Source organism: Bifidobacterium italicum (assembly GCF_002286915.1).
GTDB lineage: Bacteria > Actinomycetota > Actinomycetes > Actinomycetales > Bifidobacteriaceae > Bifidobacterium > Bifidobacterium italicum.
Genome location: NZ_MVOG01000029.1, coordinates 1 through 24027, shown reverse-complemented (window position 1 = coordinate 24027; position 24027 = coordinate 1). Strand labels below are relative to the sequence as shown.

18 protein-coding genes, 1 other RNA gene and 1 pseudogene are annotated in these 24027 nt (G+C 67.7%); 6 read left to right on the top strand and 14 right to left on the bottom strand.

Going from position 1 to position 24027, the window contains the following annotated elements; all coding sequences use genetic code 11:
• The first annotated feature begins 46 nt into the window (after window positions 1–46).
• Window positions 47–1186: a glycosyltransferase family 4 protein gene (locus B1400_RS07380; RefSeq protein WP_095613775.1), complete on the top strand. Its 1140-nt coding sequence runs from the start codon at window positions 47–49 to the stop codon at window positions 1184–1186.
• Between the two features lie 42 nt (window positions 1187–1228).
• Here the strand turns inward: B1400_RS07380 and B1400_RS07375 are convergent, their stop codons facing one another.
• From B1400_RS07375 to B1400_RS07365, 3 genes are all read right to left on the bottom strand, one after another.
• Entirely contained in the window at window positions 1229–3562 is a 2334-nt protein-coding gene (locus tag B1400_RS07375; protein WP_095613774.1) for a DNA gyrase/topoisomerase IV subunit B, read from the bottom strand.
• Between the two features lie 157 nt (window positions 3563–3719).
• Window positions 3720–5174 (bottom strand): RNA polymerase sigma factor, encoded by a 1455-nt coding sequence (locus B1400_RS07370; protein ID WP_095613773.1) that lies wholly within the window; start codon window positions 5172–5174, stop codon window positions 3720–3722.
• Window positions 5175–5325: 151 nt separating this feature from the next.
• A complete protein-coding gene (locus B1400_RS07365; RefSeq protein ID WP_095613772.1) occupies window positions 5326–6105 on the bottom strand; it encodes a hypothetical protein in 780 nt (259 codons plus the stop codon).
• Between the two features lie 258 nt (window positions 6106–6363).
• On the opposite strand from B1400_RS07365, the gene B1400_RS07360 reads away from it, so the two are divergent.
• On the top strand, window positions 6364–7452 hold the full coding sequence (locus B1400_RS07360; RefSeq protein WP_095613771.1) for a polyprenyl synthetase family protein: 1089 nt from the start codon (window positions 6364–6366) through the stop codon (window positions 7450–7452).
• Window positions 7453–7537: 85 nt separating this feature from the next.
• The gene (locus B1400_RS07355) at window positions 7538–9664 is read left to right on the top strand and encodes a Stk1 family PASTA domain-containing Ser/Thr kinase (protein ID WP_095613770.1); all 2127 of its coding nucleotides are present in this window, start codon (window positions 7538–7540) and stop codon (window positions 9662–9664) included.
• Between the two features lie 66 nt (window positions 9665–9730).
• Here the strand turns inward: B1400_RS07355 and B1400_RS07350 are convergent, their stop codons facing one another.
• Entirely contained in the window at window positions 9731–10447 is a 717-nt protein-coding gene (locus B1400_RS07350; RefSeq protein WP_095613769.1) for a lysophospholipid acyltransferase family protein, read from the bottom strand.
• Window positions 10448–10495: 48 nt separating this feature from the next.
• On the opposite strand from B1400_RS07350, the gene B1400_RS07345 reads away from it, so the two are divergent.
• On the top strand, window positions 10496–11026 hold the full coding sequence (locus tag B1400_RS07345) for a hypothetical protein (protein WP_095613768.1): 531 nt from the start codon (window positions 10496–10498) through the stop codon (window positions 11024–11026).
• A 30-nt stretch (window positions 11027–11056) separates the two neighbouring features.
• Here the strand turns inward: B1400_RS07345 and trpD are convergent, their stop codons facing one another.
• Window positions 11057–12106 carry an anthranilate phosphoribosyltransferase gene (trpD, locus tag B1400_RS07340; RefSeq protein ID WP_095613767.1) on the bottom strand — a complete coding sequence of 350 codons (1050 nt, stop codon included), beginning with the start codon at window positions 12104–12106 and terminating at the stop codon, window positions 11057–11059.
• A gap of 164 nt (window positions 12107–12270) precedes the next feature.
• Between trpD and B1400_RS07335 the strand changes: the two genes are divergently transcribed.
• A complete protein-coding gene (locus B1400_RS07335) occupies window positions 12271–13218 on the top strand; it encodes a DUF6892 domain-containing protein (RefSeq protein WP_095613766.1) in 948 nt (315 codons plus the stop codon).
• Window positions 13219–13297: 79 nt separating this feature from the next.
• Here B1400_RS07335 and secA read toward each other — a convergent pair whose 3' ends face one another.
• On the bottom strand, window positions 13298–16228 hold the full coding sequence (gene secA / locus B1400_RS07330; RefSeq protein WP_095613765.1) for a preprotein translocase subunit SecA: 2931 nt from the start codon (window positions 16226–16228) through the stop codon (window positions 13298–13300).
• Window positions 16229–16482: 254 nt separating this feature from the next.
• Window positions 16483–17169 (bottom strand): ribosome hibernation-promoting factor, HPF/YfiA family, encoded by a 687-nt coding sequence (gene hpf / locus B1400_RS07325; RefSeq protein WP_026645099.1) that lies wholly within the window; start codon window positions 17167–17169, stop codon window positions 16483–16485.
• Between the two features lie 193 nt (window positions 17170–17362).
• On the opposite strand from hpf, the gene rnpB reads away from it, so the two are divergent.
• Window positions 17363–17737: RNase P RNA component class A (gene rnpB / locus B1400_RS07320), an RNA gene on the top strand.
• 2 nt (window positions 17738–17739) lie between these two features.
• Here the strand turns inward: rnpB and B1400_RS07315 are convergent.
• From B1400_RS07315 to B1400_RS07285, 7 genes and pseudogenes are all read right to left on the bottom strand, one after another.
• Entirely contained in the window at window positions 17740–18612 is an 873-nt protein-coding gene (locus tag B1400_RS07315; RefSeq protein ID WP_235607383.1) for a regulatory protein RecX, read from the bottom strand.
• Window positions 18612–19727: a recombinase RecA gene (gene recA / locus B1400_RS07310; protein WP_162288194.1), complete on the bottom strand. Its 1116-nt coding sequence runs from the start codon at window positions 19725–19727 to the stop codon at window positions 18612–18614. The genes B1400_RS07315 and recA overlap by 1 nt, the downstream gene beginning before the upstream one ends.
• Before the next feature lie 281 nt (window positions 19728–20008).
• Window positions 20009–20248 (bottom strand): DUF3046 domain-containing protein, encoded by a 240-nt coding sequence (locus B1400_RS07305; protein WP_095613763.1) that lies wholly within the window; start codon window positions 20246–20248, stop codon window positions 20009–20011.
• 156 nt (window positions 20249–20404) lie between these two features.
• A complete protein-coding gene (locus tag B1400_RS07300) occupies window positions 20405–20920 on the bottom strand; it encodes a helix-turn-helix domain-containing protein (RefSeq protein WP_095613762.1) in 516 nt (171 codons plus the stop codon).
• Window positions 20921–20983: 63 nt separating this feature from the next.
• Window positions 20984–21517 (bottom strand): CinA family protein, encoded by a 534-nt coding sequence (locus tag B1400_RS07295; protein ID WP_407641082.1) that lies wholly within the window; start codon window positions 21515–21517, stop codon window positions 20984–20986.
• A gap of 356 nt (window positions 21518–21873) precedes the next feature.
• Window positions 21874–22494: pseudogene (pgsA, locus tag B1400_RS07290) on the bottom strand (CDP-diacylglycerol--glycerol-3-phosphate 3-phosphatidyltransferase); the annotation flags it as partial.
• Between the two features lie 41 nt (window positions 22495–22535).
• A partial coding sequence (locus B1400_RS07285; protein WP_133064639.1) for a DNA translocase FtsK occupies window positions 22536–24027 on the bottom strand: 1492 nt, incomplete at its 5' end.

The following is a 24027-nucleotide window of genomic DNA, read 5'->3' as shown; positions in this document are numbered from 1 at the left end:
GCGCCGCGCGCCGCGCCCGTCGTTTCACGGGCATAGACTGGCGCCTATGCCTTTGACCATCGGATTCGTCTTCGACGACACGCTCGACGTGCTCGACGGCGTACAGCAGCATATCGTCACGATCGGCGAGGAGCTGCGCCGTCGCGGCCACGACGTGCACTACCTCGTCGGCGAGACGCACGATTCCCCCGTCCCGAACACCCATCCCCTCTCGCGCAACGTCATGGTGCGCTTCAACGGCAACCGCATGCGCATCCCGCTGCCGGCGAGCCGCGCGCGGATCCGGCGCACGCTCGCCGCCCACGGCTTCGACATCCTGCATGTGCAGGCCCCGTACAGCCCGTTCATGGCCGGGCGCGTGCTGTCGCTCGCCGCGCCGTCCACCGGCGTCGTCGCGACCTACCACATCGCCTCCGCCGATCTGGCGTCGCGCGTCGGAGGCCGTCTGCTCGGCATGATCGACGCGCCGACGCACAGGCGCGTCGACGAGGTCGTCGCCGTCTCGCAGGTCGCCGCGCGCTATGCCGAGACGACGGCGCACGTGCGCGGCGTCGTCATCCCCAACCCCGTCGATGTACGCAAGTTCGCCGACGCGGCCACGGGGCGCCCATCGGCGTCCGACGGCCCGCTCACGGTGTTTCTCGGACGCTTCGTGCCGCGCAAAGGCGCCGAGCTGCTGCTCGACGCGATCGCATACGGCGAGAAACACAACATGTTCCCCGAAGGCTTCCATGTCAGGTTCGCCGGCAAAGGGCCGCTTCTCGACGAATGCCGCCGGCGCGCCGAGGCGCTGCGCACGCCGGTCGAGTTCCTCGGTTTCGTCGAGGAGGAGGACAAGCCGGCGCTGCTCGCGGACGCCGACGTCGCCGTCTTCCCCGCCACCGGCGGCGAATCCTTCGGCATCGTGCTGCTCGAGGCGATCGCGTCGGGAGCGGGCGTCACGCTCGCCGGGGACAATCCCGGCTACCGTTCGACGCTGCTGGGCGAAGAGGACGCGCTCTTCGACGTCGGCGCCGACCATGCGCGCGTCCTCGCCGAACGCATCCGCCGCGCGCTGACCGACCCCGCATGGGCGCAGGCGCTGCATGAACGCGAACTGGCGCTGCTCGCCCGCTACGACGTGGCGACGGTCGCCGACCAGGTCGAGGAGGTCTACCGCCGCGCAATCGCCGGCCGTCGCCGCTGATCCGCCGCGCGGCGCCGGCCGATGGACGCGTTCGGCGACGGATCAGGTGTCGATCTTCGAACGGTCGAAGTCGTCGGCGTTGTCGACGATGAACTGCCTGCGCGGTGGCACCTCGTCGCCCATGAGCAGGCTGAAGATGCCGGATGCGCGTTCGGCGTCCTCCATGCGGATGCGGCGCAGCAGACGCGTGCGAGGGTCCATCGTCGTGTCGGCGAGCTGGTTCGCGTCCATCTCGCCCAAACCCTTGTAGCGCTGGATGTCGTCGGCGTAGCCGATATGGTCGCGGTCGAGCTGTTCGAGCCTGCCGGCGAGCTCGTCGTCGGAGTACGTGTAGATGTATTCGCCCTTGCGCGACCCGGTCAGCGCGATGCGGTGCAGCGGCGGCACGGCCGCGTACACATGGCCGGCCTCGATGAGCGGACGCATGTAGCGGTAGAACAGCGTGAGCAGCAGCGTGCGGATGTGCGCGCCGTCGACGTCGGCGTCGGTCATCATGATGACCTTGTTGTAGCGCGCCTGCTCGAGGTCGAAGGAGGCGCCCGAACCGGCGCCGACGACCTGGATGATCGCCGCGCACTCCTTGTTGGACAGCATCTGCGCGAGCGACGCCTTCTGCACGTTGAGGATCTTGCCGCGGATCGGCAGCAGCGCCTGGAACGCCGAGTTGCGCGCCGCCTTCGCCGTGCCGAGCGCCGAATCGCCCTCGACGATGAACAGTTCGGCGACGTCGTCGTTGCCCGGCTGGCAGTCGGAGAGCTTGGGCGGCATGCTCGCCGATTCGAGCGCGGTCTTGCGGCGCGCGACCTCCTTCGTCTTGCGCGCCTGGATGCGCGCGTGCATCTCGCCGACGATCTTCTCGAGCACACGCGACGACTGCTCCTTGTAGCCGCGCCTGGAGCCGGTGATCATCTCGGCGAACTGCTTGTCGACGATGCGCGTGACGACCGGCTTGACCTGCGCGGTGCCGAGCACGTCCTTCGTCTGCCCCTGGAACTGCGGCTCGGCGATGCGCACGGTGACGACGGCGACGAGGCCGGCGAGGATGTCGTCGCGCTCGACCTTCATCTTCGGGTCCTTGAGGTTCACCTTGAGCTTGCGCGCGTTGTCCTCGACCGCCTTGCGCACCTGCCTGGTGACGGCGTTGAGGAAGCCGTCGACGTGCATGCCTCCGCCGGGCGTCGCCACGACGTTGACGAAGCTGCGGATCGTCGTGTCGTATCCGTTGACCCAGCGCAGCGCGATGTCGACGTCGCATGTGCGAGTGACGTCCTGCGCATGCAGGTCGCCGTGCTCGTCGACGGCCTGCGTCTCCTCGTGGTAGGTGCCCTGCCCGGTGATCCTCCAGATGTTCGAGACCGGCTCGCCGTGCGAAAGGAAGTCGACGAAGTCGACGACGCCGCCGGTGTGGCGGAACTCCTCGATCCTGCGATGCCCGGGCGTCGGCGCCGCGGACCGCGTCGGCGCGACCTCGGGCTCGAGCGTCGTCGCGACGCCGGCCTCGGCCCTCTGCTGCGCGTTCTCGGCCTCGGTGCGCGCGATCGCGTCGTCGCCGGCCTCGGCGCGTTCGATCGCGGCGTCCTCGTCGTCGGAGCCCTCCGCGGCCGCGGCCCGCGCGGCGACGACGTCGTCCTCGATGAGCTCGTCGACCCGCTCGTCGCCGGTCTCACCGATGCGTTCGTCGATGACGTCGATCTTGAGTCCCGGCACGAGGAAGCTCGTCTGGCGCACGCGGTCGATGAGCTGGTCGTAGTCGAAGCGCGCCGTGTCGTTGAAGATCTCCGGATCGGCCCAATAGCGGATGCGCGTGCCGGTGGTCTTCGGCGTGACGTGTCCGATGATCTCGAGTTCGGTCGGCCGGTTCTTGCGCGTCTTCTTGAACGGCGCGTCCGGCGACGGGTGCTCCGGGTCGGCGTCGGAGTAGACGCCCGGATGCCCCTGATGGAAGGCCATATGGTACGTGTTGCCGTTGCGGTCGACCTCGACGTCGAGCCTTGAGCTCAGCGCGTTGACGACCGACGAGCCGACGCCGTGCAGGCCGCCGGCCGCGTTGTACGAGGCGTTGCCGAACTTCGCGCCGGCGTGCAGCTTCGTGAGCACGACCTCGACGCCGGTGAGCTTCGTCTTCGGCTCGACGTCGACCGGGATGCCGCGCCCGTTGTCGGCGACCTCGACCGAGCCGTCCTTGTGCAGCGTGACGGTGATGTGCGTGCACGCGCCGGCGAGCGCCTCGTCGACGGCGTTGTCGATGATCTCCCACAGGCAGTGCATGAGGCCCTGGGTGTCGGTCGTGCCGATGTACATGCCGGGGCGTTTGCGCACCGCGTCGAGGCCTTCGAGGACCGTCAGCGAGTCGGCGCCGTAGTCTTTCTTCGCCATCTTCCGCCTTCCTGGGTTGCGGCGGCCGTGGGGCCGCCCGTCTGTCATGCCAAAGGGCCGTCATGCAAAAGAGCGCGCAGCCGCACGGCCCGCGCTCTTGCGCCGCGACGGCCGTCCCGTGCGGCCCGCCGCGTCGTCGTCCGTCCGCCGGACGACGTCACTGGTCGAGGAAGTCGCGCAACGTCTGCGAACGCGACGGATGGCGCAGCTTCGACATCGTCTTCGACTCGATCTGGCGGATGCGCTCACGCGTCACGCCGTAGACGCGGCCGATGTCGTCGAGCGTCTTCGGCTGGCCGTCCTCGAGGCCGTAGCGCATCTTGATGACGCCGGCCTCGCGCGGCGAGAGCGTCTCGAGCACCTGTCGGAACTGCTCCTGCAGCAGCGAGAAGGCGACGGCGTCCGACGGCGCGATCGCGTCGGTGTCCTCGATGAGGTCGCCGAACTCCGAATCGCCGTCCTCGCCGAGCGGCGTGTGCAGCGAGATCGGCTCGCGGCCGTACTTCTGCACCTCCTGCACCTTCTCGACCGGCATGTCGAGCTCGCGCGCGAGCTCGTCGGGCGTGGGTTCGCGTCCGAGGTCCTGCAGCATCTGGCGCTGGACGCGCGACAGCTTGTTGATCACCTCGACCATGTGCACCGGCACGCGGATCGTGCGCGCCTGGTCGGCCATCGCGCGCGTGATCGCCTGGCGGATCCACCAGGTCGCGTAGGTGGAGAACTTGAAGCCCTTCTTCCAGTCGAACTTCTCGACGGCGCGGATCAGGCCGAGGTTGCCTTCCTGGATGAGGTCGAGGAAGAGCATGCCGCGTCCCGTGTAGCGTTTGGCGAGCGAGACGACGAGCCTGAGGTTCGCCTCGAGCAGGTGGTCCTTGGCCTTCTTGCCGTCGGCGGCCGCCCATTTGAGCTCGCGCCTGCGCTTGAAGTCGAGCTTGTCGCCTTCGGTGTCGAGCAGATGCTGCGCGTACAGGCCCGCCTCGATGCGTTCGGACAGGTCGACCTCCTGTTCGGCGTTGAGCAGCGAGACGCGGCCGATCTGCTTGAGGTAGTCCTTGACCGGGTCGGCCGTCGCGCCGGTCGTGACGACGTGGCGGCGCGGGTTCGCGCCAGTCGGGGCGAGCGTCTCGTCGTCATCGTCGTCGCGCACGACGAAGGCGCCCTTCTCCTTGGGCTCCTCGGGCTTCTTCTCGTCCTCGTCGTCCTCCTCGGGCTCCGGTTCCGATTCCTCGTCCTCGTCGTCCTCGTCCACGTCCTGGCCGTCGACGTCGTCGAGGTCCTCGTCGAGGTCGAGGTTGTCCTCGTCGATCTGCTCGTCGTCCTCGTCGAGCATCACGTCCTCGTCGTCCTCGGGCTGCGCGGAGCGCTTGGCCGTCTCCTTCTTGGAGGTCTTCTTCGCCGTGCTCCTGCGCGGCTGCTTCGTGGCCTCGTCCCGGGTCGACGAGGCCTTCTTCCTCGCCGCCGCCTCGCCCGCGCCCGATTTGGCGGACGAGCCTTTGCGCGTGCGCTTCGCCGGCTTGGCCGACGTCTCCTGCGTGGCGGAGGCGCCCTCGATGGTGGAGGTGTCCTTGTCTTCCGACTTGTCCGTGGTGTTCGCCGTTCGCTTCGTGGCCAAACTGTTCCTCCTGCTCGCTCATGATCATGCGACGCCCGCGCCGCATCCCCCCGTGAGGGCATAGTTACGGCAAGGGCAAGTCGCGCACTAAGTGAGTTAACCATGGCGCGGGGACGATTATTCCACGCCGGGGCGCATGCCGGCGGCCGCCTCACGGCCGGCGCCCCAGCCACTGCGGCACGACGCCGCGCAGCAGCGCCGTCAGGATGATGCCGGCCAGGCGCATCCCCTCGTCGAGCATGATCGCGTGCGCCGCCGTCTCGAGCGCACGGGCGTCGCCTACCCACCACATCCCGTAGGAGGCGACGGCGAGCGGATGCGCGGCGAAACCGTCGGGTACGATCTGCGCGGCGCGCTCGCAGATCTCGACGCCGCGCAGGATGCGTTCGACGTCGGGCCGCTGCGGCTTCGCGAACGCTGCGTTGAGCTCGCGCTCCATCCGCGCGGCGTTGCCGGGCGCGTGCGGATGCACGGCGAAGCCGACGAAATCCGCCGCGTCGTGCGCGTCGGGGGAAGCCACGAGCGTCATGATGAACGCGTCGCGCGCAGCGAGCGAGTCGGTCATCAGCACGGCGAGCGCGCACAGCTTGTCCGCCTCGCAGTCGAAGGGGTCGAATCCGTCGGCGTCGAGCCATGCGAGCCAGTCGGCGCACACCTCGGCGAACCGTTCGCCGGTCGCCTCGCCGGGGCCGCGGTCCCGGCAGCGCTCGCGGTAGCGCTCGTGCAGTCTCTCGCAGCACGCGGCGTCGCGCTCGTCGACGAGCCGCTCCTCGCCCGGCTCGAATCCCCCGAGCGGCACGAACAGCGCGCCCACGTCCGGCGGCGCCCCGTCCTCCTCCCCCGCGCCGCTCGGCGCCTTGCCGGCCACCGTCGCGCCGGCCGTCCCGATGCCTTCGGTCGGTTCGATGCTCTCGTCCATCGTCTCGTCCATCGTCTCCTCCGTTCGTCCTGTCGGTCCTGTTGCGCCGGCCGCCCCGGCCGGCCGCGACCGATCCGCCGGACCGGCCGCCTCTCCACTCTCGCCGCGGCGGACCGCCCGTGTCCAGCCGGACCGGGTCCTGTGTACGGACGGTGCGCTTGTCCACAATTCGCGTCCGGAGGAATCCGCCGCGCCATGCGCCGTCGGCGGCGATCGGCGGCCGCCGCGGGACGCCGGAGATTGTCGCAACGCTGTGGGTGAATGGCAGCTATGAGCCCCTCCACTGACTTGCAGCAGATCGAATCGCGAATCGGCGCGCTCGTGCGCGAATACGCGGGACTGGCCCGGCAGGCCGACATCCCGCCGGAGCTGGACGACACGCTCGAACGCACGATCGATCAGGCCGTCGTCTCGAGCGAGGGGGGCAAAAGGCTGCGCGCGCTGCTCGCGCTCGAGACCTACGATCTGCTCGCGCCGGACGCGGGCGAGGAGCGCCGCGCCGCGATGCTCGACATCGCCTGCGCGATCGAGGTGTTCCAGACGGCGGCGCTCGTGCACGACGACATCATCGACGACGCCGACCTGCGCCGCGGCAAGCCGTCGGCGCACCGCGCGCTCGAACAGGCGACGCACAGCGAGGCGATCGGACGGGGATTGGGGGTCATGCTTGGCGACCTGCTCGCCACCGCTTGCACGGCGATCATGGACGACGCGAGCCAGCGGCTCGACATCCCGCAGTCGAGGGACCTGCGCCGCACGTTCATCACGATGCACCACGAGGTGGAGGTCGGCCAGGTGCTCGACCTGGCGATCGAGCGGATGCCGTTGAACGATCCCGACAGGCTCGGCAAGGCCTCCTACGAGGTGTTCCGCTGGAAGACGGCGAGCTACACGACGATCGCGCCGCTCGAACTCGCGTTCCTTGCATCCGGCATGGGCCACGAGGACGCGACGCGCCACGCGATGGCGATCGGCTGGCCGCTCGGCGTCGCCTTCCAGCTCGCCGACGACCTCATCGACGTCATCGGCTCGTCTAGGCAGACCGGCAAGCCCGTCGGCGGCGACATCCGCGAGGGCAAGCGCACCGTGCTGCTGTCGGACGCGTTGCGCGCCGCATCGCCGAAGGAGGCGCGCGAACTCACGCGCATCTACGCGAAGCGCCGGCGCGGGGCGTCGGACGTCGAGCGCGTCACGGCGCTGATGCGCTCGACCGGCGCGATCGAGCGCTCCTACGCGCGCATCGGCGAGATGTGGGAGCGCACGTGCGCCGCGATCGGCGCGATGGGCCTCGACGACGGGGCGGCCGCACGCCTGACCGCGATCTGCGCGCGGTTCATCCCTCAGTCGGCGCGCGCATGAGCAGCACACCACCATGTAGAATGACCTCGTCATCGGCCGTCATGGCCGCACACCATCTTCGGGTAAGGGATACGACGGATCAAGCATGAGTGAAGCGCAGGATATGCCCAAGGACAGGCTCGTCGACGGCCGCTACCGCATCGTGCGCAAGATCGCGGACGGCGGCATGGCCACCGTCTATCAGGCGGTGGACGTCAGGCTCGGGCGCGACGTCGCGCTCAAGATCATGCACCAGCAGCTCGCTCAGGGGCCGTACCGCGAGCAGTTCATCGCGAGGTTCCACCGCGAGGCGAACGCGGCCGCCTCGATCGCGAGCCCCAACATCGTCCAGGTCTACGACACCGGCGAGCACGACGGACTCGACTACCTCGTCATGGAATACGTCAAGGGCGTCAACCTGCGCGCCGAGATGCAGCGCAAGCGCACGTTCAGCGTGCGCGAGACGCTGCGCGTCGTCGCCGAGACGCTCGGCGGACTCGCGGCGGCGCACGCGGCGCGCGTCGTGCACCGCGACATCAAGCCCGAGAACATCCTGATCAACAGCCGCGGCCGCGTCCAGATCACCGACTTCGGCCTCGCGAAGGCGATCTCGCAGGCCACGCTCTCGTCGACCGGCATGCTGCTGGGCACGGCCGCGTACCTCGCGCCGGAGATGATCAGCGACAACGAGGCGCTGCCGCAGGGCGACTGCTACTCGGTCGGCATCATGGCCTGGGAGATGCTCGCCGGCCGTGTGCCGTTCCAGACCGACAACCCGGTGACGATGGTCTTCAAGCACGTCAACGAGAACGTCCCGTCGGTCGCGACCGTGTGCACCGGCATCGACCCGCGCGTCGCGCGCTTCGTCTCGAGCCTGACGAACCGCGACGTCGCCGACCGCCCCGCCGACGCGTCGGTCGCGCTCGACCGCCTCCAGGAGCTCATGCGCACGCTCCCGCCCGACGCGCTGCGCTACCGTTACGATCCGACGGCGCAGCCGCAGCCGACGACGGCGATGTCGGCGCTCGCCGCGAACGCCGCGAACGCGCAGCCGCAACCCTCCGCGCAGCCGGAGCCCGATGTGCGTCCGCAGTCGCCCGCGCAGCCGATGGCGCGCATGCACAGCGGCACCGCGCCGCGCGGCAACGACGATCCGACCGGCACGATCGCGATGCCGTCGCCGGCCCCGGGCTCCGGATCCCCCGCTGCCGGCTCCCCCTTCGGCGGCGATGACAGCCCGACGGCGATGCAGTCGCAGCGCAAAAGCCATATCGGTCTCATCGTCGGGATCATCGTCGCGATCGTCGCCGTGCTCGCCGCCGGCGGCACCTGGGCGTGGTGGTACTACGCGGGTCCCGGCAGCTACAACACGATGCCGAAGCCGGAGGGGCTCAAATGCGAGCAGAACGCGCCGTGCAGGATCACCGGCGTCGAATGGAAGAGCTACGAAAGCGCGCTCAACGTCTCGGACATCGACTACGAGGTGAGTCGCGCCCACAGCGACGACGTGCCCGAGGGCGACATCATCTCCACCGACCCGGCCTACGTCGACGCGCATGTGAGCAAACGCCGCGAGCAGAAGGTCAAGGTCGTCGTCTCGCTCGGCATCCGGCAGGTGACGATCCCCGAGGACATCAAGTCGTCCGACGACCCGCTCGCCGTGCTCAAGCAGGCCGGCATCGAGCACATCGAGCATTCGGACGACGCCGACGAATGGTCGCTCGACGTGCCGCAGGGCATGCTCATCAGCATCACACCGGATCCGGGTACGACGATCGCGCACAACGAGACCGTCGGCGTCGTGCTGTCGAAGGGCCCGATGCCGGTGCAGATGCCCGATCTGATCGGACAGACGAAGGACTACGCGCAGAAGACGCTCGAGAATGACAAGCTCGAGGTCACGTTCAACGAGGAGTACAGCGACAGCGTCGCCGCGGGCCATGTCCTCTACACATCCCAGGACGCGGGCTCGACGCTGCACTGGGGCGACGCGGTCACGGTGACGGTCTCGAAGGGCCCGGAGACCGTGAAGATGCCCGACGTCGTCCGCAAATCGACGGACGAGGCGCGCAAGGAGCTCGAGGCGCTCGGCTTCAAGGTCAAGATCGAAAGGCCGCTCGCCGGCGCGGAGGTGCTGCACCTCGTCCAAAGCCAGGACCCGAAGGCCGGTTCCGACGTGCCGAAGCGCACGAAGGACGGCGAGCCGACGACGGTGACGATCCGCGTCGTGTGACGCGCGGGCCCGCACATCCCGGATACGCCGCCCCTCCTCGCATCCGGCCAACGCCCGGTCCGCGGCCTATCGTGCAGGATGCGCCGCCTCGTCGATCGTCGCCTGCTCCTGCTGCATCTGCTTCTTGACGACCTGCGCGTATTCGGGCACGTACTCCTGCCCGCTCATCGCCTCGATGCGGCGTGTGACCTCGTCGGTGAGCGCGCGCAGCATATCATGCGTGACCTCGTCAGCGGGCGTCTTCGGGACGTTGATCGGTTCGCCGTAGACGACCTTGCTCACGCCTTTGCCGGGGATGACCTGCCCCGGCTTCTGCAGGTCGCGCGAACCGATGATCGCGGCCGGCACGATCGGGCAGCCGGTCTCGAGCGCGAGGCGCGCGGCGCCGGTATGCCCCTTGTACAGGCGGCCGTCGGGGCTGCGCGTGCCTTCAATGTGGATGCCGAACAGCTCGCCGTCCTCGATGATCTCGCGTGCATGCTCGAGCGCGCCGAGCGACTTGGATCCTCCGGAGCGGTCCACCGGGAAGACGCCGACCGACGTGAACCACCATTTCTTGAACCGTCCCTTGAGGCCCTTGCCCTCGAAGTACTCGGCCTTGCCCATGAAGTGGATCATGCGCGGGCAGGTCAGCGGCAGCAGCGCGTCGTCGATGACGGCCAGATGGTTCGCGGCGATGATCGCGCCCCCCTCATGCGGGATGTTCGCCAGCCCCTCGGCCGTCGGATTGAAGCGCCGCCGCGCGATCGGGCCGAGCGTCTTGACGAAAAACCAGTACAGCATCCGAAGTCTCCTTATGCGCTTCACATTCCGCTTGCTACAGTAGTGGTCATGACCGACCTCAACAATAGCAGCAACGACGGCGGCGCGAGCCGGCGTGACGATGCGTCCGGGCACGACGACTGGGAGGCCTTCCTCAACGACCACGCAGGCGAGCTCGAGGACGTCGAGCGCTCGCGCACGGCGAAGCGGTTCGACCGCCACGTCAAGCGCGAGGAGAAGAAGGCGGTGCTCACCGTCGACGACCTGTCCGACGAGGCGTTCACCGGCGCGGGACGCGGCCCGCGCGACTACACGAGCAGCTGGCTCGACGCCGACGACGTCCTCGACCACGACGGCATGGGCTTCTCGGCGCCGAACCCATCGCTCAGCGGCATCCGCGCCTCGAAGCTCGTATGCGCGGCGATTCTCGCGATCGGCGTCGTCGGCGTCATCGTCGCCGCCTGTCTGCCGCACATCGTCGGCGTCGTCGGCCTCGTGGCCGCGTTGTGTGTCCTTGTCGGGGCCGGCGGCCTCATCGCGCAACATGAGGGCCGCGACGTCATCCACGACGACGATTCGGACAACGGCGCCCGCGTCTGACCTCACCGGCCGCACGGGCGCCGCATCAACTCAGGCCTTGCTCTTCGCGACGGCAATCCACTCGTCGAGCAGCGCCTGCGCCCTGCCGTCGTCGACGGTGCGTTCGGCGATCGCGTAGGCGCTGCGGAAGCGTTCGGCGAGCGGCGCATCGGCGTCGATGAGGGAGCCGTCGGCGACGATCGCCGACGCGGCGTTGAGCAGCGCCGTCGTGCGGAACGGCACGTCCTTGCCTGCGAACAGGTCGCGCGCGGCCTGCGCGTTGTAGTCCGGCTCGCCGCCGCGCAGGTCGTCGATCGTGACCTTCGCGAGCCCCAGCTCCTCGATCGGGTCGAAGACCGTCTCGCAGACCTCACCGTCCTTGAACTCCCACACCGAGATCGGTCCGGTCGGCGCCATCTCGTCGAGTCCCTCGTTCGATGTGTACACCATGCCGCTCTGGCCGTTCGCCGCGTAGACGGCGGCCATGACCGAGCTCATCGCCCGGTTCGCGCAGCCGATCGCCATGTGCTTCGGGGTCGCCGGGTTCGTCAGCGGGCCCAGGACGTTGAAGACGCAGGGCACGCCGAGCGCGGCGCGCACCGGACCGACGAAGCGCATCGCCGGATGGAAGGTCTTCGCGAACGCGAAGGTGATGCCCACCTCGTCGGCGATCTCGGCCACGGCCTGCGGCTTGAGGTCGAGCGGCAGGCCGAGCGCCTCGAGGCAGTCGGCGGCGCCGCATTGCGAGCTTGCCGCACGGTTGCCGTGCTTGACGATCATGACGCCGGCGGCGGCGGCGATGACGGCGCCCATCGTCGACAGGTTGACGGTGTGCGCGCCGTCACCGCCGGTGCCGACGATGTCGGTGCACTCACGGTCCACGTCGAGCGGCACGGCGTGCGACACCATCGCCTTCGCCGCGCCGGCGACCTCATCGGCCGTCAGCCCCAGCTGCTGCTGCGTCGCGAGCACGGCGCCGACGGCCGCCGGCTGCGCGTTGCCCTGCATGAGGTCGTCGACGAACCATGCGGATTCCTCGGCGCTCAGATGCTCGCCCTTCACGAGCTTCGTCAGGATCGTTTTCCAGGTGATGTCGGCCATGACCTCTCCTCATCGGTATCGTGCAATGCACCGACCAGTCTAGGAAGGCCATGCAACGAAGCTGTTTCGATTCCCGCATCATGGTCATGCGCCTCGCCGTCGGTCCGCTCCCCTCTACAATCGCCTCCATCGCAACACCGATCGCAACACCGACGGAGGCGCCCATGCCGCACACCATCCTGCTGTCCGACGACGCCGTCATCTTCGACGGCGTCACCGTTACCTTCCCGATGTCGATAGCCGAACTCACGGCTGCGCTTGGCTGCGCATCGGACCGCGACGTCGTGGACGAGCACGGCGCCCGCCGTCTCGTCTACGACGGGCTCGGCTTGGTATTCGCTCCCCTCCGCGCACCGATGGACTGGCTGCGCAAGCGCGACGTGTACATTGACGACGACCATGTCATCACCGGCATAGACGTCTACTGTGGTCCCACTGTGCGCCCACAATGGCGCGAGCGCGTGCTGCCGGACTCCCCCTGCACCGCGCGCATCGCGAAAGCCGACGGCAATCCGCTGTTTTTCATCTCCGACCGCGACGAGATCGGCGCGCTCCATGTCATCCGCTGGCCCGAAGACAGCCACGGCCCCGACGGCCCGGCCCCCGATGTGCGCGACCCGCTGTCAGTCTCCTTCTGCCCCGAGCGTCGCTTCCCTCCGGCGAACTACACGATCCATAAGGCAAAGGAACCGGTGCTGGCTTTCACCCATCTCAATTTCAAGCTCGCCGTCATTCAGCGGCTCATGTACGAACTCGAGGTGCTCACGCCGCGCTTCGACCTTTTCGATTTCGCCGCGCAGTATGCCGGCAAGCCGATTGACACCGAAAGCACGACGGTCATCCGTCCCGCGCTCAACTGGTTCAAGCGGCTGCCCATCCCAGTCCGTCTCGCGCCCGAGCTCACCTCGTTCACGATGGACGGCGGCGACGATGTGTACATGAACATCATCCCGCAGTGGGACGGCGAGGACGACGTCTTCGACCTCGACGCCGTCGATGACGCGGAACTCGCGCAATTCCCGAATCTGCACGAGGCGACGATCATGAGCGGCGACTACGCCGGCGTCAGCCGCGTCTTTGCCGAGCACGGCATCGACGTGCGGTCGCTGTAACGATTAAGGGGCGAGACGACCATGGTGGTCGCCTCGCCCCTTAATCGTTCACCTCACGCGCCTGTCGGCCGCGGTCGGTTTACTCCTCGTGCTCGTTCTGGCCGTGGCACAGCTTGTACTTGCGCCCCGAACCGCACGGGCACTGCGCGTTCTTCGGTGTGCCCGGGAACGTGCGGCCGTCCGCCCACGGCGTCTTGAGCTCCTCGTTCTTCGGGCGCTTGTTCGCCGGGACCTTGCCCTCGGCGTGCGAGATCGGCGCCGGTCCGACGATGCCGTGCGTCTCGTCGTCGACGCCCTCGACCTCCTCCTTGACCGCATCGCCGAGCGCGACGGCGGTCTCGTCGGCCGTGTCGTCGTACTTCGACGGCTCCTCCGGTTCGACGATGCGCACCTCGTCCGAGTCGCGCTCATCGACGTTGACGCCTTCGCCGAGCGCGACCTCGGCCTCGTCGACGACCTGGTCGTCGGTGACGTCCTGGGCCATGTCCTCATGGTCCTGCGTCTGCGCGACCGAATCGACGTCCACATGGAACAGCAGCTGGATGGACTCCTCCTTGATCGCCTCGATCATCGAGTTGTACATCTGGTAGCCCTCGCGCTGGTATTCGACGAGCGGGTCGCGCTGACCCATGCCGCGCAGGCCGATGCCGTCCTTGAGGTAGTCCATCTCGTAGAGGTGCTCGCGCCACTTGCGGTCGAGCACGGCGAGCACGACGCGGCGCTCGAGCGTGCGCAGTCCCTCCTCGCCGAGCCGGTCCTCGAACTGCGCGTACTGCTCCTGCGCGTCCTTGACGAACAGCGCGACGACGGCGTCGACGGCCTTCTCGCCCTTGAGGCCCTCGGCGGCCTCCTTGGCCTCGTCCTCGGTCGCGTCCGTCGGGAAGAGCCCGCGCACGGCCTTGAACATGCCGTCCCAGTCCCAGTCCTTCGGCTTGTCGGAGCCGCGCTTGGCGCCGGTGACATAGCTCGTGACCGTGTCCGTGATGAAGCGCTCGATGTCCTCGTGGATGTCCTCGCCCTTGAGCACCGCCTGGCGCTCGGAGTAGATGACGGTGCGCTGCTTGTTCATCACGTCGTCGTACTTGAGGACGTTCTTGCGGATCTCGAAATTGCGCGATTCGACGGCCTTCTGCGCGTTGCGCACGCCCTTGGAGACGGCCTTCGACTCGATCGGCTCGCCTTCCGGCATGCCCTTGGCCATGACGCGCGCGACGAGCTGCGTGTTGAACAGGCGCATCAGGTCGTCCTCGAGGCTCAGGTAGAAGCGCGATTCGCCCGGGTCACCCTGACGGCCGGAACGGCCGCGCAGCTGGTTGTCGATGCGGCGCGACTCGTGGCGCTCGGTGCCGAGCACGTACAGGCCGCCGAGCTCGACGACCTCCTCATGCTCGTCCTTGACCTGCTCCTTGATCTGCTTGAGCGTCTCGGGCCACAGCTTCTCGTACTCCTCCGGCGTGTCCTCCGGCGAGTAGCCCTCCTCCTTGAGCTTGGCGTCGGCGAGGAACTCGACGTTGCCGCCGAGCATGATGTCGGTGCCTCGGCCGGCCATGTTCGTCGCGACGGTCACGGCGCCCTTGCGGCCGGCGACGGCGACGACGGCCGCCTCCTTCTCATGCTGCTTCGCGTTGAGGACCTTGTGCGGGATCTCGACGACGTCAAGCAGCGAGGAGACGACCTCCGAGGCCTCGACGGACGCGGTGCCGAGCAGGACCGGCTGTCCCTTCTTGTGGCGTTCCGCGACGTCCTTGACGATCGCCTGGAGCTTCTCCTTCTTCGTGCGGAAGATGAGGTCGTCCTTATCCTGGCGGATCATCGGGCGGTTCGTCGGGATCGGCAGCACGCCGAGCTTGTAGGTGCCCATGAACTCGGCGGCCTCGGTCTCGGCGGTGCCGGTCATGCCGGCGAGCTTGTCGTACATGCGGAAGTAGTTCTGCAGCGTGATCGTCGCGAAGGTCTGGTTCTCGGCCTTGACCTCGACGTTCTCCTTGGCCTCGATCGCCTGGTGCAGCCCCTCGTTGTAGCGGCGCCCCGGCAGGATGCGGCCGGTGTGCTCGTCGACGATGAGCACCTCGCCGCCGGTGACGACGTAGTCGCGGTCTCGCAGGAACAGCTCTTTGGCCTTGATCGCGTTGTTGAGGTAGCCGATGAGCGCCGTGTTGCTCGGCTCGTACAGGTTGTCGATGCCGAGGTAGTCCTCGATCTTCGTGATGCCCGGGTCGAGGATGCCGACGGTCTTCTTCTTCTCGTCGACCTCGTAGTCCTCGTCGCGCACGAGCTTGAGCACGAGCTTGGCGAACTGGCGGTACCAGCGCGTCACGTCGCCCTCGGCCGGCCCGGAGATGATGAGCGGCGTGCGCGCCTCGTCGATGAGGATCGAGTCGACCTCGTCGACGATCGCGTAGTGGTGGCCGCGCTGCACGAGCTCGTTCTTCTCCCACGCCATGTTGTCGCGCAGGTAGTCGAAGCCGAATTCGTTGTTCGTACCGTAGGTGATGTCCGCGTTGTACTGCTTGCGGCGCTCCGGCGGTTTCTGTCCGGTGACGATGCAGCCGACGCTCATGCCGAGGAAGCGGTAGATGCGGCCCATGAGCTCGCTCTGGTAGCTGGCGAGGTAGTCGTTGACGGTGATGACGTGCACGCCCTTGCCTTCGAGCGCGTTGAGGTAGCTCGGCAGCGTCGCGACGAGCGTCTTGCCCTCGCCGGTCTTCATCTCGGCGATGTTGCCCCAGTGCAGCGCCGCGCCGCCCATGAGCTGGACGTCGAAGTGGCGCTGTCCGAGCGTGCGCTTCGAGACCTCGCGCACGGTGGCGAAGGCCTCGGCCATGATGTCGTCGAGCGTCGCGCCGTTGGCGAGCTTCTCCTTGAACTTGGCCGTCTGGCCCTTGAGCGCCTCGTCGCTCAGCGCCGAGATCTGGTCCTCGAGCGCGTTGACCTCCTTGGCCACGTTCTCCAGGCGCTTGATCTGACGTCCCTCGCCCATGCGCAGGGCCTTGTCTACGATGTCTACCAATGTCACTCCCTTTGTGAGATGGTCGCTAACATCATCCACCATACCGGACCGACGGATTTTCCCCCTCGTTTTTCGACCTGTTTACGTAAGTTTCTCATGTTCCGTCACAAGACATCCACAACCGGCCGTCCGAACGCCATGGCTCCACGCGGACATGGAGAAAAGCGGTCGGCGCCGGCGCCCCTCCTCGGGCGCCGGCGCCGACCGCTCATCTGCGCCGCGATCCTTCGGCTCGCGGCGACGACGGCCCGGGATCAGGCCTTCTTGGCCTCCTCGGCCTTCTTGATGTTCTCCGGAGTGTCGATCTCGAAGACGCCGTAGCTCCAGCCATGGCGGTGGTAGACGACCGACGGGCGCATCGTGTCCTTGTTGACGAACAGGAAGAAGTCATGTCCGATGAGCTCCATCTCATAGAGCGCCTCGTCGATGCTCATCGGCTCGGCGACGTGGAGCTTGCGGCGGATGACGATCGGCGTATCGCCGACATGCACCTCGATGGACTCGCCGGGGCCGAGATCGGACGCGACCGCGGCCGCCGGGCTGTTGGCGTCGGCGGCGGCGCCCATGATGTCCTCTTCCTCCTCGGACGGCGGGACGAACTCGCCCGCGTCGACCGGGACCGGCGTGTAGTTCTTGCGGTGATCCTTGCGGCGGTCGCGCGCGCGGCGCAGACGCAGCGTCAGCTTGTCGAGCGCCAGATCGAGCGCGCTGATCTCGTCGAGGCTCGAGGCTTCGGCGCGGATGACGGTGGCGCCGGCGATGACGGTGAGCTCGACGCGCATCGCCGTGTCATGCATACGCGGATTGCCCTCATGCGACAGCACGACCTGGACACGCTGCGCATCAGGGGCGATTGCGGTCACACGATTCATCTTGCTTTCGACGACGTCACGGAACTTCTGCTTGATCTGAATGTGACGGCCGGTAATCACGATATCCATGTGGACCTCCCTAGACTCAAGCGGCGTCATGCCGCTATATATGGACCGAGACGACGGTGCCGCCGTCCGGATACCACTCATTGTAGCCGACGACATGCGGGAAAGTGCGGTAAAGCTGCTGGTTTAACTTTTTTCGATACGGCCGCGCCCACGATTGGCGCCGATGTCGCGCGTGGTGTTAGAATACTGCCTTTGAGACCTCTTGATGGCCGCGACCAGAACATGGTTGAGGAACTTCCGGGCTCCGCAGAGCACGATGGCGGATAACGTCCGCCCAGGGTGACCTGAGAGATAGCGCAGCAGAGAACAGACCGCCCGCCCCTCGGGGCGGGTAAGGGTGAAACGGCGGTGTAAGAGACCACCGGGCCGCTGGTAACAGCCGGCCGCATGGCAAGCCTCATCGGGAGCAAGGCCAAGCAGAAGACGCTTGAGGGCTGCTCGCCCAATGTCTTCGGGTAGGCTGCTAGAGCCTGACGGCGACGTCAGGTCGAGATGGATGGCCATCCGTGGCGCGCCGTCCTCGGACGCCGCGCCACGACAGAACCCGGGGTATAAGAGGTCTCACCCCCCTCATTCCCCTTCCCCGTCATCGCCTTGGGCGCGGAACAGCGCATCGCCGACCTCGCGCAGCGTCTGCGGGTCGTGCCCCTTGCGGCCCCCCGCACCCCAGAAGCGACGGCGCGCGACCTGGGCATCCTTGCCGCGGGTGCGCGCGGCGACGGCGCGGCCGAGCGCCCACGCCGCGTCGACGAAGACGCCGTCGTCGTCGGCCTCGCTGGCGATGCGCATCGCAAGCGCACGGTCGACGCCCTTGCGCGTCATCTCGATGACGGCGCCGCGCATCCCCATCATCCGGTTCGCGCAGGAACGCGCGACCGAGCGCGCGTACTCCTCGTCGTCAAGCAACCGCAACTCGGACAGACGGTCCACGACCTTCGCGACGACGTCGTCGGCGTAGCCGCGTTCGACGAGCTTGGCGCGCAATGCGCCGGTCGAACGCGCGGCGGCGTCGAGCATCCGCAGCGCCGCCTCCTTGCAGCGCTCCTCGTCGTGGGGATCGTCCGTCGGCGTATAGGCGAAGCCGGACGCCGAACGGCGCCGCCCGTCGCCACCGCGCCCCCCGCGGGCGCGGCGACCGTCATCGTCCCCCGAGGCGCCGAAGACGCCCCCGAAGCGCGACACGGGCCCCGGCGCGTCCATGTCCGCGGACATGGCCCCGCTCGCATCGACGTCCGTATCGACGTCGGAGTCCATGGCCATACCGCCGTCGGCGATCGCCTGCGCGGCGGCATGGCCGGCGCGGCGGCCGGACGGGGAATCGGAACCGTCCACGGCAGGCGCGGAACCGCCGACGTCACGACCGGAGTCGGCCGATCCGCGCGCGCCGCCGTCCTGCGCCGCCGGCGCCGGATGCGCCGCGAGGAACTCCTCGACGGAGATCATCAGCCGTTCTTCTTCGCCGTCTCGTCGCCGGCCTCGGTCGCGGCGATGTCCTCGGACTCGATCGTCGATTCGACCTCCTCGCCCTGCGCGAAGGTGTCCTCGGGCGCGTCGACGAGGCCGTAGGCGATCTTGACCTTGTTTTCGATCTCGTCGACGATCTGCGGATTGTCCTTGAGGAAGCGGCGCACGTTCTCGCGCCCCTGGCCGAGCTGCTCGCCCTCGTAGGTGAACCACGAGCCGGACTTCTTGACGATGTCGGTCTGCAGCGCCATGTCGAGCACGGAGCCTTCCCGGGAGATGCCCTCGCCGTAGAGCACGTCGAACTCGGCCGACTTGAAGGGCGGCGCCATCTTGTTCTTGACGACCTTGACCTTCGTGCGGTTGCCGACCGCGTCGTCGCCGCTCTTGAGCGTCTGGATGCGGCGGATGTCCATGCGCACCGACGCGTAGAACTTGAGCGCCTTGCCGCCGGTCGTCGTCTCCGGGCTGCCGAAGAAGACGCCGATCTTCTCGCGCAGCTGGTTGATGAAGATCGCGGTCGTGTTCGCCTGCGCGAGCGCGCCGGTCATCTTACGCAGCGCCTGGCTCATCAGGCGCGCCTGCAGGCCGACGTGGCTGTCTCCCATGTCGCCCTCGATCTCCGCCTTCGGCACGAGGGCCGCGACCGAATCGATGACGATGACGTCGAGCGCGCCGGAACGGATGAGCATGTCCGCGATCTCGAGCGCCTGCTCGCCGTTGTCCGGCTGCGAGACGATGAGCGAATCGGTGTCGACGCCCAGATTGCGCGCGTAGACCGGGTCGAGCGCGTGCTCGGCGTCGATGAACGCCGCGACGCCGCCGTTCTTCTGCGCGTTCGCGACGACGTGGAGCGCAAGCGTCGTCTTGCCGGACGATTCGGGCCCGTAGATCTCGACGATGCGGCCGCGCGGCAGGCCGCCGATGCCGAGCGCCATGTCGAGCGCGAGGGAGCCGGTCGGGATGACCTCGACGTCCTGCTCGGGCTTGTCGCCCAGACGCATCGCCGACCCCTTGCCGAAGCTCTTCTCCACCTGCTTGAGCGCGTTCCTGAGCGCCTCCTGACGCCTCGGGTCCACATTCCGCCCGAAGCTCATGTCCTTGTCGGACTCCTTGGCCTTCTCCGCCTTCGCCGCTGCCATTGCAGCCCTCCTTTGTCTTACGATGCCACGGGCGCGCGCACGGCCGGTGCCGCGCGGCGCCATCCACGATACATGCGCCGCGCGGCGTCCGTCCAGAACGCCGGGGCCATGTGTACGGACGGTGCCGTCATCCACATTTCGCCGAGCGCCGCACAGCCGCGGTGGCTGTGTCGGGGCACCATCATACCCGAAGATGCGAACATTTGTTCGAATATCGACGGCGTGTCGCGGCGTCGTCAGCGGAAGTCGACCGGCAGCGGCGGCGCAACATGGTCCTTGCCCCAGCGCCGCGCATCGGGCACGTCCATCTGGTCGCACAGCACGTTCCACACGACGCGAGGCTCCTCGCCTCCGTCGAGCGCCTCGACGACGGTCCTGCCGCCGAGCTTCGTCAGTCGTTGGTCATGGGCGAGCGCGCGCCCGTAGCCCCTGCCGAACACTTCCTCGAGCAGTTCCCAGAATTCTCGTTCACGCATACCGCGCCACTGTACACCGCCCGCGGCCCGCACGGAAGTCCCTCGAACATGCGCCCACACAAACGGGGATGGGGACGCCCCAAGGGGCGTCCCCATCCATGCTCAGGCGCGCAAGGCGGCCGTCATGCGCGGCCCGCGCCGTATCGGAGCGTCGTCTCAGGCGTCCACGGAGTCGAGGTAGTCGGCGACCATGCGCAGCATCTGCGACGTGCTCAGGCCGAGCGACTCGGAGATCGACGCGAGCAGTTCGGAGCTCGCCTCCTTCTGTCCGCGCTCGACCTCGGAGAGGTATCCGAGGGAGACCCCGGCCTTCTCGCTGACCTCGCGCAGCGTCTTGTGGTCATGCGTGCGCAGATCGCGCAGCACATGCCCGATGGCCTCGCGCAGCGACACCTCCTTAACCTCGCCCATCGTCTCGCGCTTGCGGATGACGGTGCGGGGCTTGGTCGTCTCGGCGTCCTCCTCCTGCCACATGCGCACGAGCGCCGCCTGACGCTCGTCCTTGGCTTTCTTGGCCGCACGTGCGCGAAGCACCTGCTGCTGGGCGAACATGACCGCGCGGCGCTGGGCCGGCGTCAGTTCGCGCATGCGCGCCGTTCCGTTGCGCGACGGAGTGGAAACCTCAACCTTCTTGACCTCGGTCTGTCCTTCGGTGAAAGTCATCATGTCCATATCATTCATGGCGATCACACTCCTTTCCTTATCGACAGTGTTCTTCGCTTCCAGTATCGGGAATCATTCCTGTGAAGAACCTGTGAATTGTCTCAGGTTTCCCAGAACACAACCCACGGTCCGCTGTCTAATAACCTCTCTAGAACCTTGCAAATTCAACTCTACTGCGTATTGTGAAGGACCTGTGAAAAAATACTCGTTTTGCGGCAGCGACACGCCGAAGTACACTAATCCGGCCGGCTTGCCCCCATCCGGTCCGGGTCCCGCGACGCCGGTCGTCGCCAGACCGATAATCCCGGAGCGATATTCCGGTTGGCTGAACAGCCGCGCCGTCCCCGCCGCCATCTGGCGGGCCACCTCCGGGTCGACGGCGCCATGCGTGCGCAGCAGGCCGCCATCGACGCCGAGCACCGCCGCCTTCGCATGGATGTCGTAGGTCACCGCCGAGCCGAGGAAGACGCGCGAGGCGCCGGGTATCCTGACGAAGGCGTCGGCGAGCAGGCCGCCGGTGAGCGATTCGGCGCATGCGATCCTCACGCCGCGGGCCGCGCACCATGCGAGGATCGCCGACGCCTGCCTGTCGCAGTAGCGGCGCAGCAGCCCCATGTCATCGATCAGGCGCGGATCGGCGCCCTCGGTCCCGCATTGCGTCATGGTTCGCCCTCCAATGCTCATATATGCGCATGCCACCGCACGCGCCCCGATATGCGTATGCGCGCCCCATCCTAGGAGCGCGCACTCATGAAGGCCAATGGGCGGCATGTCATCGACCGCCGCCCGTTGGCGGACGCCGGAGCTCAGCCTTCGGACGACGCCGCACCGTCGTCGGAGCGCCCCGATGCGGCCGCGGCCGCGGTCGCATCGGTCGTGGACGCATCGGTCGTGGACGCATCGGCCTTGGTCGCATCGGTCGCGCCTTTGGTGTGCGCGCCGGAGGCCTTCGACGCCTTGAGCACGCCGCGGACATACTCCCATCCCGAATACAGGCATAGGATCAGCGAGAAGTAGATCAGCGTGTAGGCGACCACGAAGTAGACGGTCAGCCACGCCGGATGCGCGCCGGCCGGTACGAAGGACCACACCGGGATGAGCAGCAGCCCCAGGCCGAGGCACTGCGTGAAGGTCTTGTATTTGCCGAGCTGCGAGGCGGCGATGACGGCGCCGCCGTGATCGATGACGAAGAGGCGCATCACCGTGATGCCGACCTCGCGCACGAAGAACAGCGCAGTGACGAGCCAGCCGAGCCACGCGATGCCGAACTCGTTGAGGCTCGCGGCCACGATGAGCGTGCCGAGCGTGAGCAACTTGTCCGCGATCGGGTCCAGCAGCTTGCCCAGTTCGGTCACCTGGTTGTATTTGCGCGCCATCCAGCCGTCGATCTTGTCGGTCGACGCCGCGACGGCGAAGATGATCGCGGCCGTCCAGCGCATGCCCATGTTGCGCGAGCCCCACTGCCCCGCGCCGATGTACAGGCCGAGGAAGACGACGACGAGGACGATGCGGGAGAAGGTGACGAGATTCGCCGGGGTGTTCCATCCATCCCACCATGATGCACGTTTGCTTCGCTGTTCCATGCCGTTCAGACTACCCCACGCCGTACGACAGTCCGGCGGACTCAGTCGCCGGATGGCTGCGGGGGCGCCTGCGGCGGCGCCTCGGAGGCCGCGGTCAGCGACGTCGTCTCGCCTTTGATGAACGCGAGCACCTGCGGCAGGTCGGCCGGCTGTACGAGCACCTCGCGCGCCTTCGAGCCCTCCGACGGGCCGACGACGCCGCGCGACTCGAGCAGGTCCATCAGGCGTCCCGCCTTCGCGAAGCCGACGCGCAGCTTGCGCTGCAGCATCGACGTCGAGCCGAACTGCGAGCTGACGACGAGTTCGGCGGCCTGCAGCAGCTCGTCCATGTCGCCGCCGATGTCCTCGGTCGGATCGAGCTTCGACTTCTCCGCCTCGTTCGCCATCTGCTCGATGTCCGGCCGGTAATGCGGCTTGCGCTGCTGACGGACGAAGTCGACGGCCTTGCGGATCTCCGACTCGTTGACCCACGCGCCCTGCACGCGGATCGGCTTGGCCATGCCCATCGGCATGAACAGCGCGTCGCCCTGTCCGATGAGCGTCTCGGCGCCTGTCGCGTCGAGGATGACGCGCGAATCGGTCGCCGACGACGTCGCGAAGGCGAGCCTCGAGGGGATGTTCGCCTTGATCAGACCGGTGACGACGTCGACCGACGGGCGCTGCGTGGCGAGCACGAGGTGCACGCCGGCGGCGCGCGCGAGCTGCGTGATGCGCTGGATCGAGCTTTCCACGTCGTTCTTCGCGACCATCATCAGGTCGGCCATCTCGTCGACGACGACGAGCAGGTACGGGTACGGCGCCACCTTGCGCTTCGAGCCGGCCGGCGCGTGCACCTTTCCGGCGCGCACCGCCTCGTTGAAGTCCTTGACGTGGCGGAACCCGAAGAACTCGAGGTCGCTGTAGCGCGCGTCCATCTCCTTGACGACCCATTCGAGCGCCTGCGCGGCCTTCTTCGGATCGGTGATGATCGGCGTGAGCAGATGCGGGATGCCCGCGTACGCGGACAGCTCGACGCGCTTGGGGTCGACCATGATCATGCGCACCTGGTCGGGCGTGGCGCGCATGATGATCGACGTGAGCATCGAGTTGATGAAGCTCGACTTGCCCGAGCCGGTGGCGCCGGCGACGAGTAGATGCGGCATCTTCGTCAGGTCGGCGGTCACGAAGTGGCCCTCGACGTCCTTGCCGACGCCGGCGAGCATCGGGTTGGGGTCGTTCATCGCCTTGTCCGAACGCAGCACGTCGCCCAGATGGACGATTTCGCGGTCGGTGTTCGGGATCTCGATGCCGATCGCCGACTTGCCCGGGATCGGCGAGAGGATGCGCACGTCGGAGCTCGCGACGGCGTAGGCGATGTTCTTGTCGAGGTTCGTCACCTTCTCGACCTTGACGCCCGGGGCGACCTCGACCTCGTACTGCGTGACCGACGGACCGCGCAGGAAGCCGACGACCTTCGCGTCGACCTTGAACTGCTGGAACGTGGTGTCGAGCGCGCGGATGACGTTGTCGTTCGCCTGCGTATGCGCCGCATGC

Coding starts and splice junctions, on each gene's coding strand:
- B1400_RS07380 (WP_095613775.1), top strand. CDS start 47: ATGCCTTTGACCATCGGATTCGTCTTCGACGACACGCTCGACGTGCTC.
- B1400_RS07375 (WP_095613774.1), bottom strand. CDS start 3,562: ATGGCGAAGAAAGACTACGGCGCCGACTCGCTGACGGTCCTCGAAGGC.
- B1400_RS07365 (WP_095613772.1), bottom strand. CDS start 6,105: ATGGACGAGACGATGGACGAGAGCATCGAACCGACCGAAGGCATCGGG.
- B1400_RS07360 (WP_095613771.1), top strand. CDS start 6,364: ATGAGCCCCTCCACTGACTTGCAGCAGATCGAATCGCGAATCGGCGCG.
- B1400_RS07355 (WP_095613770.1), top strand. CDS start 7,538: ATGAGTGAAGCGCAGGATATGCCCAAGGACAGGCTCGTCGACGGCCGC.
- B1400_RS07350 (WP_095613769.1), bottom strand. CDS start 10,447: ATGCTGTACTGGTTTTTCGTCAAGACGCTCGGCCCGATCGCGCGGCGG.
- B1400_RS07345 (WP_095613768.1), top strand. CDS start 10,496: ATGACCGACCTCAACAATAGCAGCAACGACGGCGGCGCGAGCCGGCGT.
- trpD (WP_095613767.1), bottom strand. CDS start 12,106: ATGGCCGACATCACCTGGAAAACGATCCTGACGAAGCTCGTGAAGGGC.
- B1400_RS07335 (WP_095613766.1), top strand. CDS start 12,271: ATGCCGCACACCATCCTGCTGTCCGACGACGCCGTCATCTTCGACGGC.
- hpf (WP_026645099.1), bottom strand. CDS start 17,169: ATGGATATCGTGATTACCGGCCGTCACATTCAGATCAAGCAGAAGTTC.
- B1400_RS07315 (WP_235607383.1), bottom strand. CDS start 18,612: ATGATCTCCGTCGAGGAGTTCCTCGCGGCGCATCCGGCGCCGGCGGCG.
- recA (WP_162288194.1), bottom strand. CDS start 19,727: ATGAGCTTCGGGCGGAATGTGGACCCGAGGCGTCAGGAGGCGCTCAGG.
- B1400_RS07305 (WP_095613763.1), bottom strand. CDS start 20,248: ATGCGTGAACGAGAATTCTGGGAACTGCTCGAGGAAGTGTTCGGCAGG.
- B1400_RS07300 (WP_095613762.1), bottom strand. CDS start 20,920: ATGGACATGATGACTTTCACCGAAGGACAGACCGAGGTCAAGAAGGTT.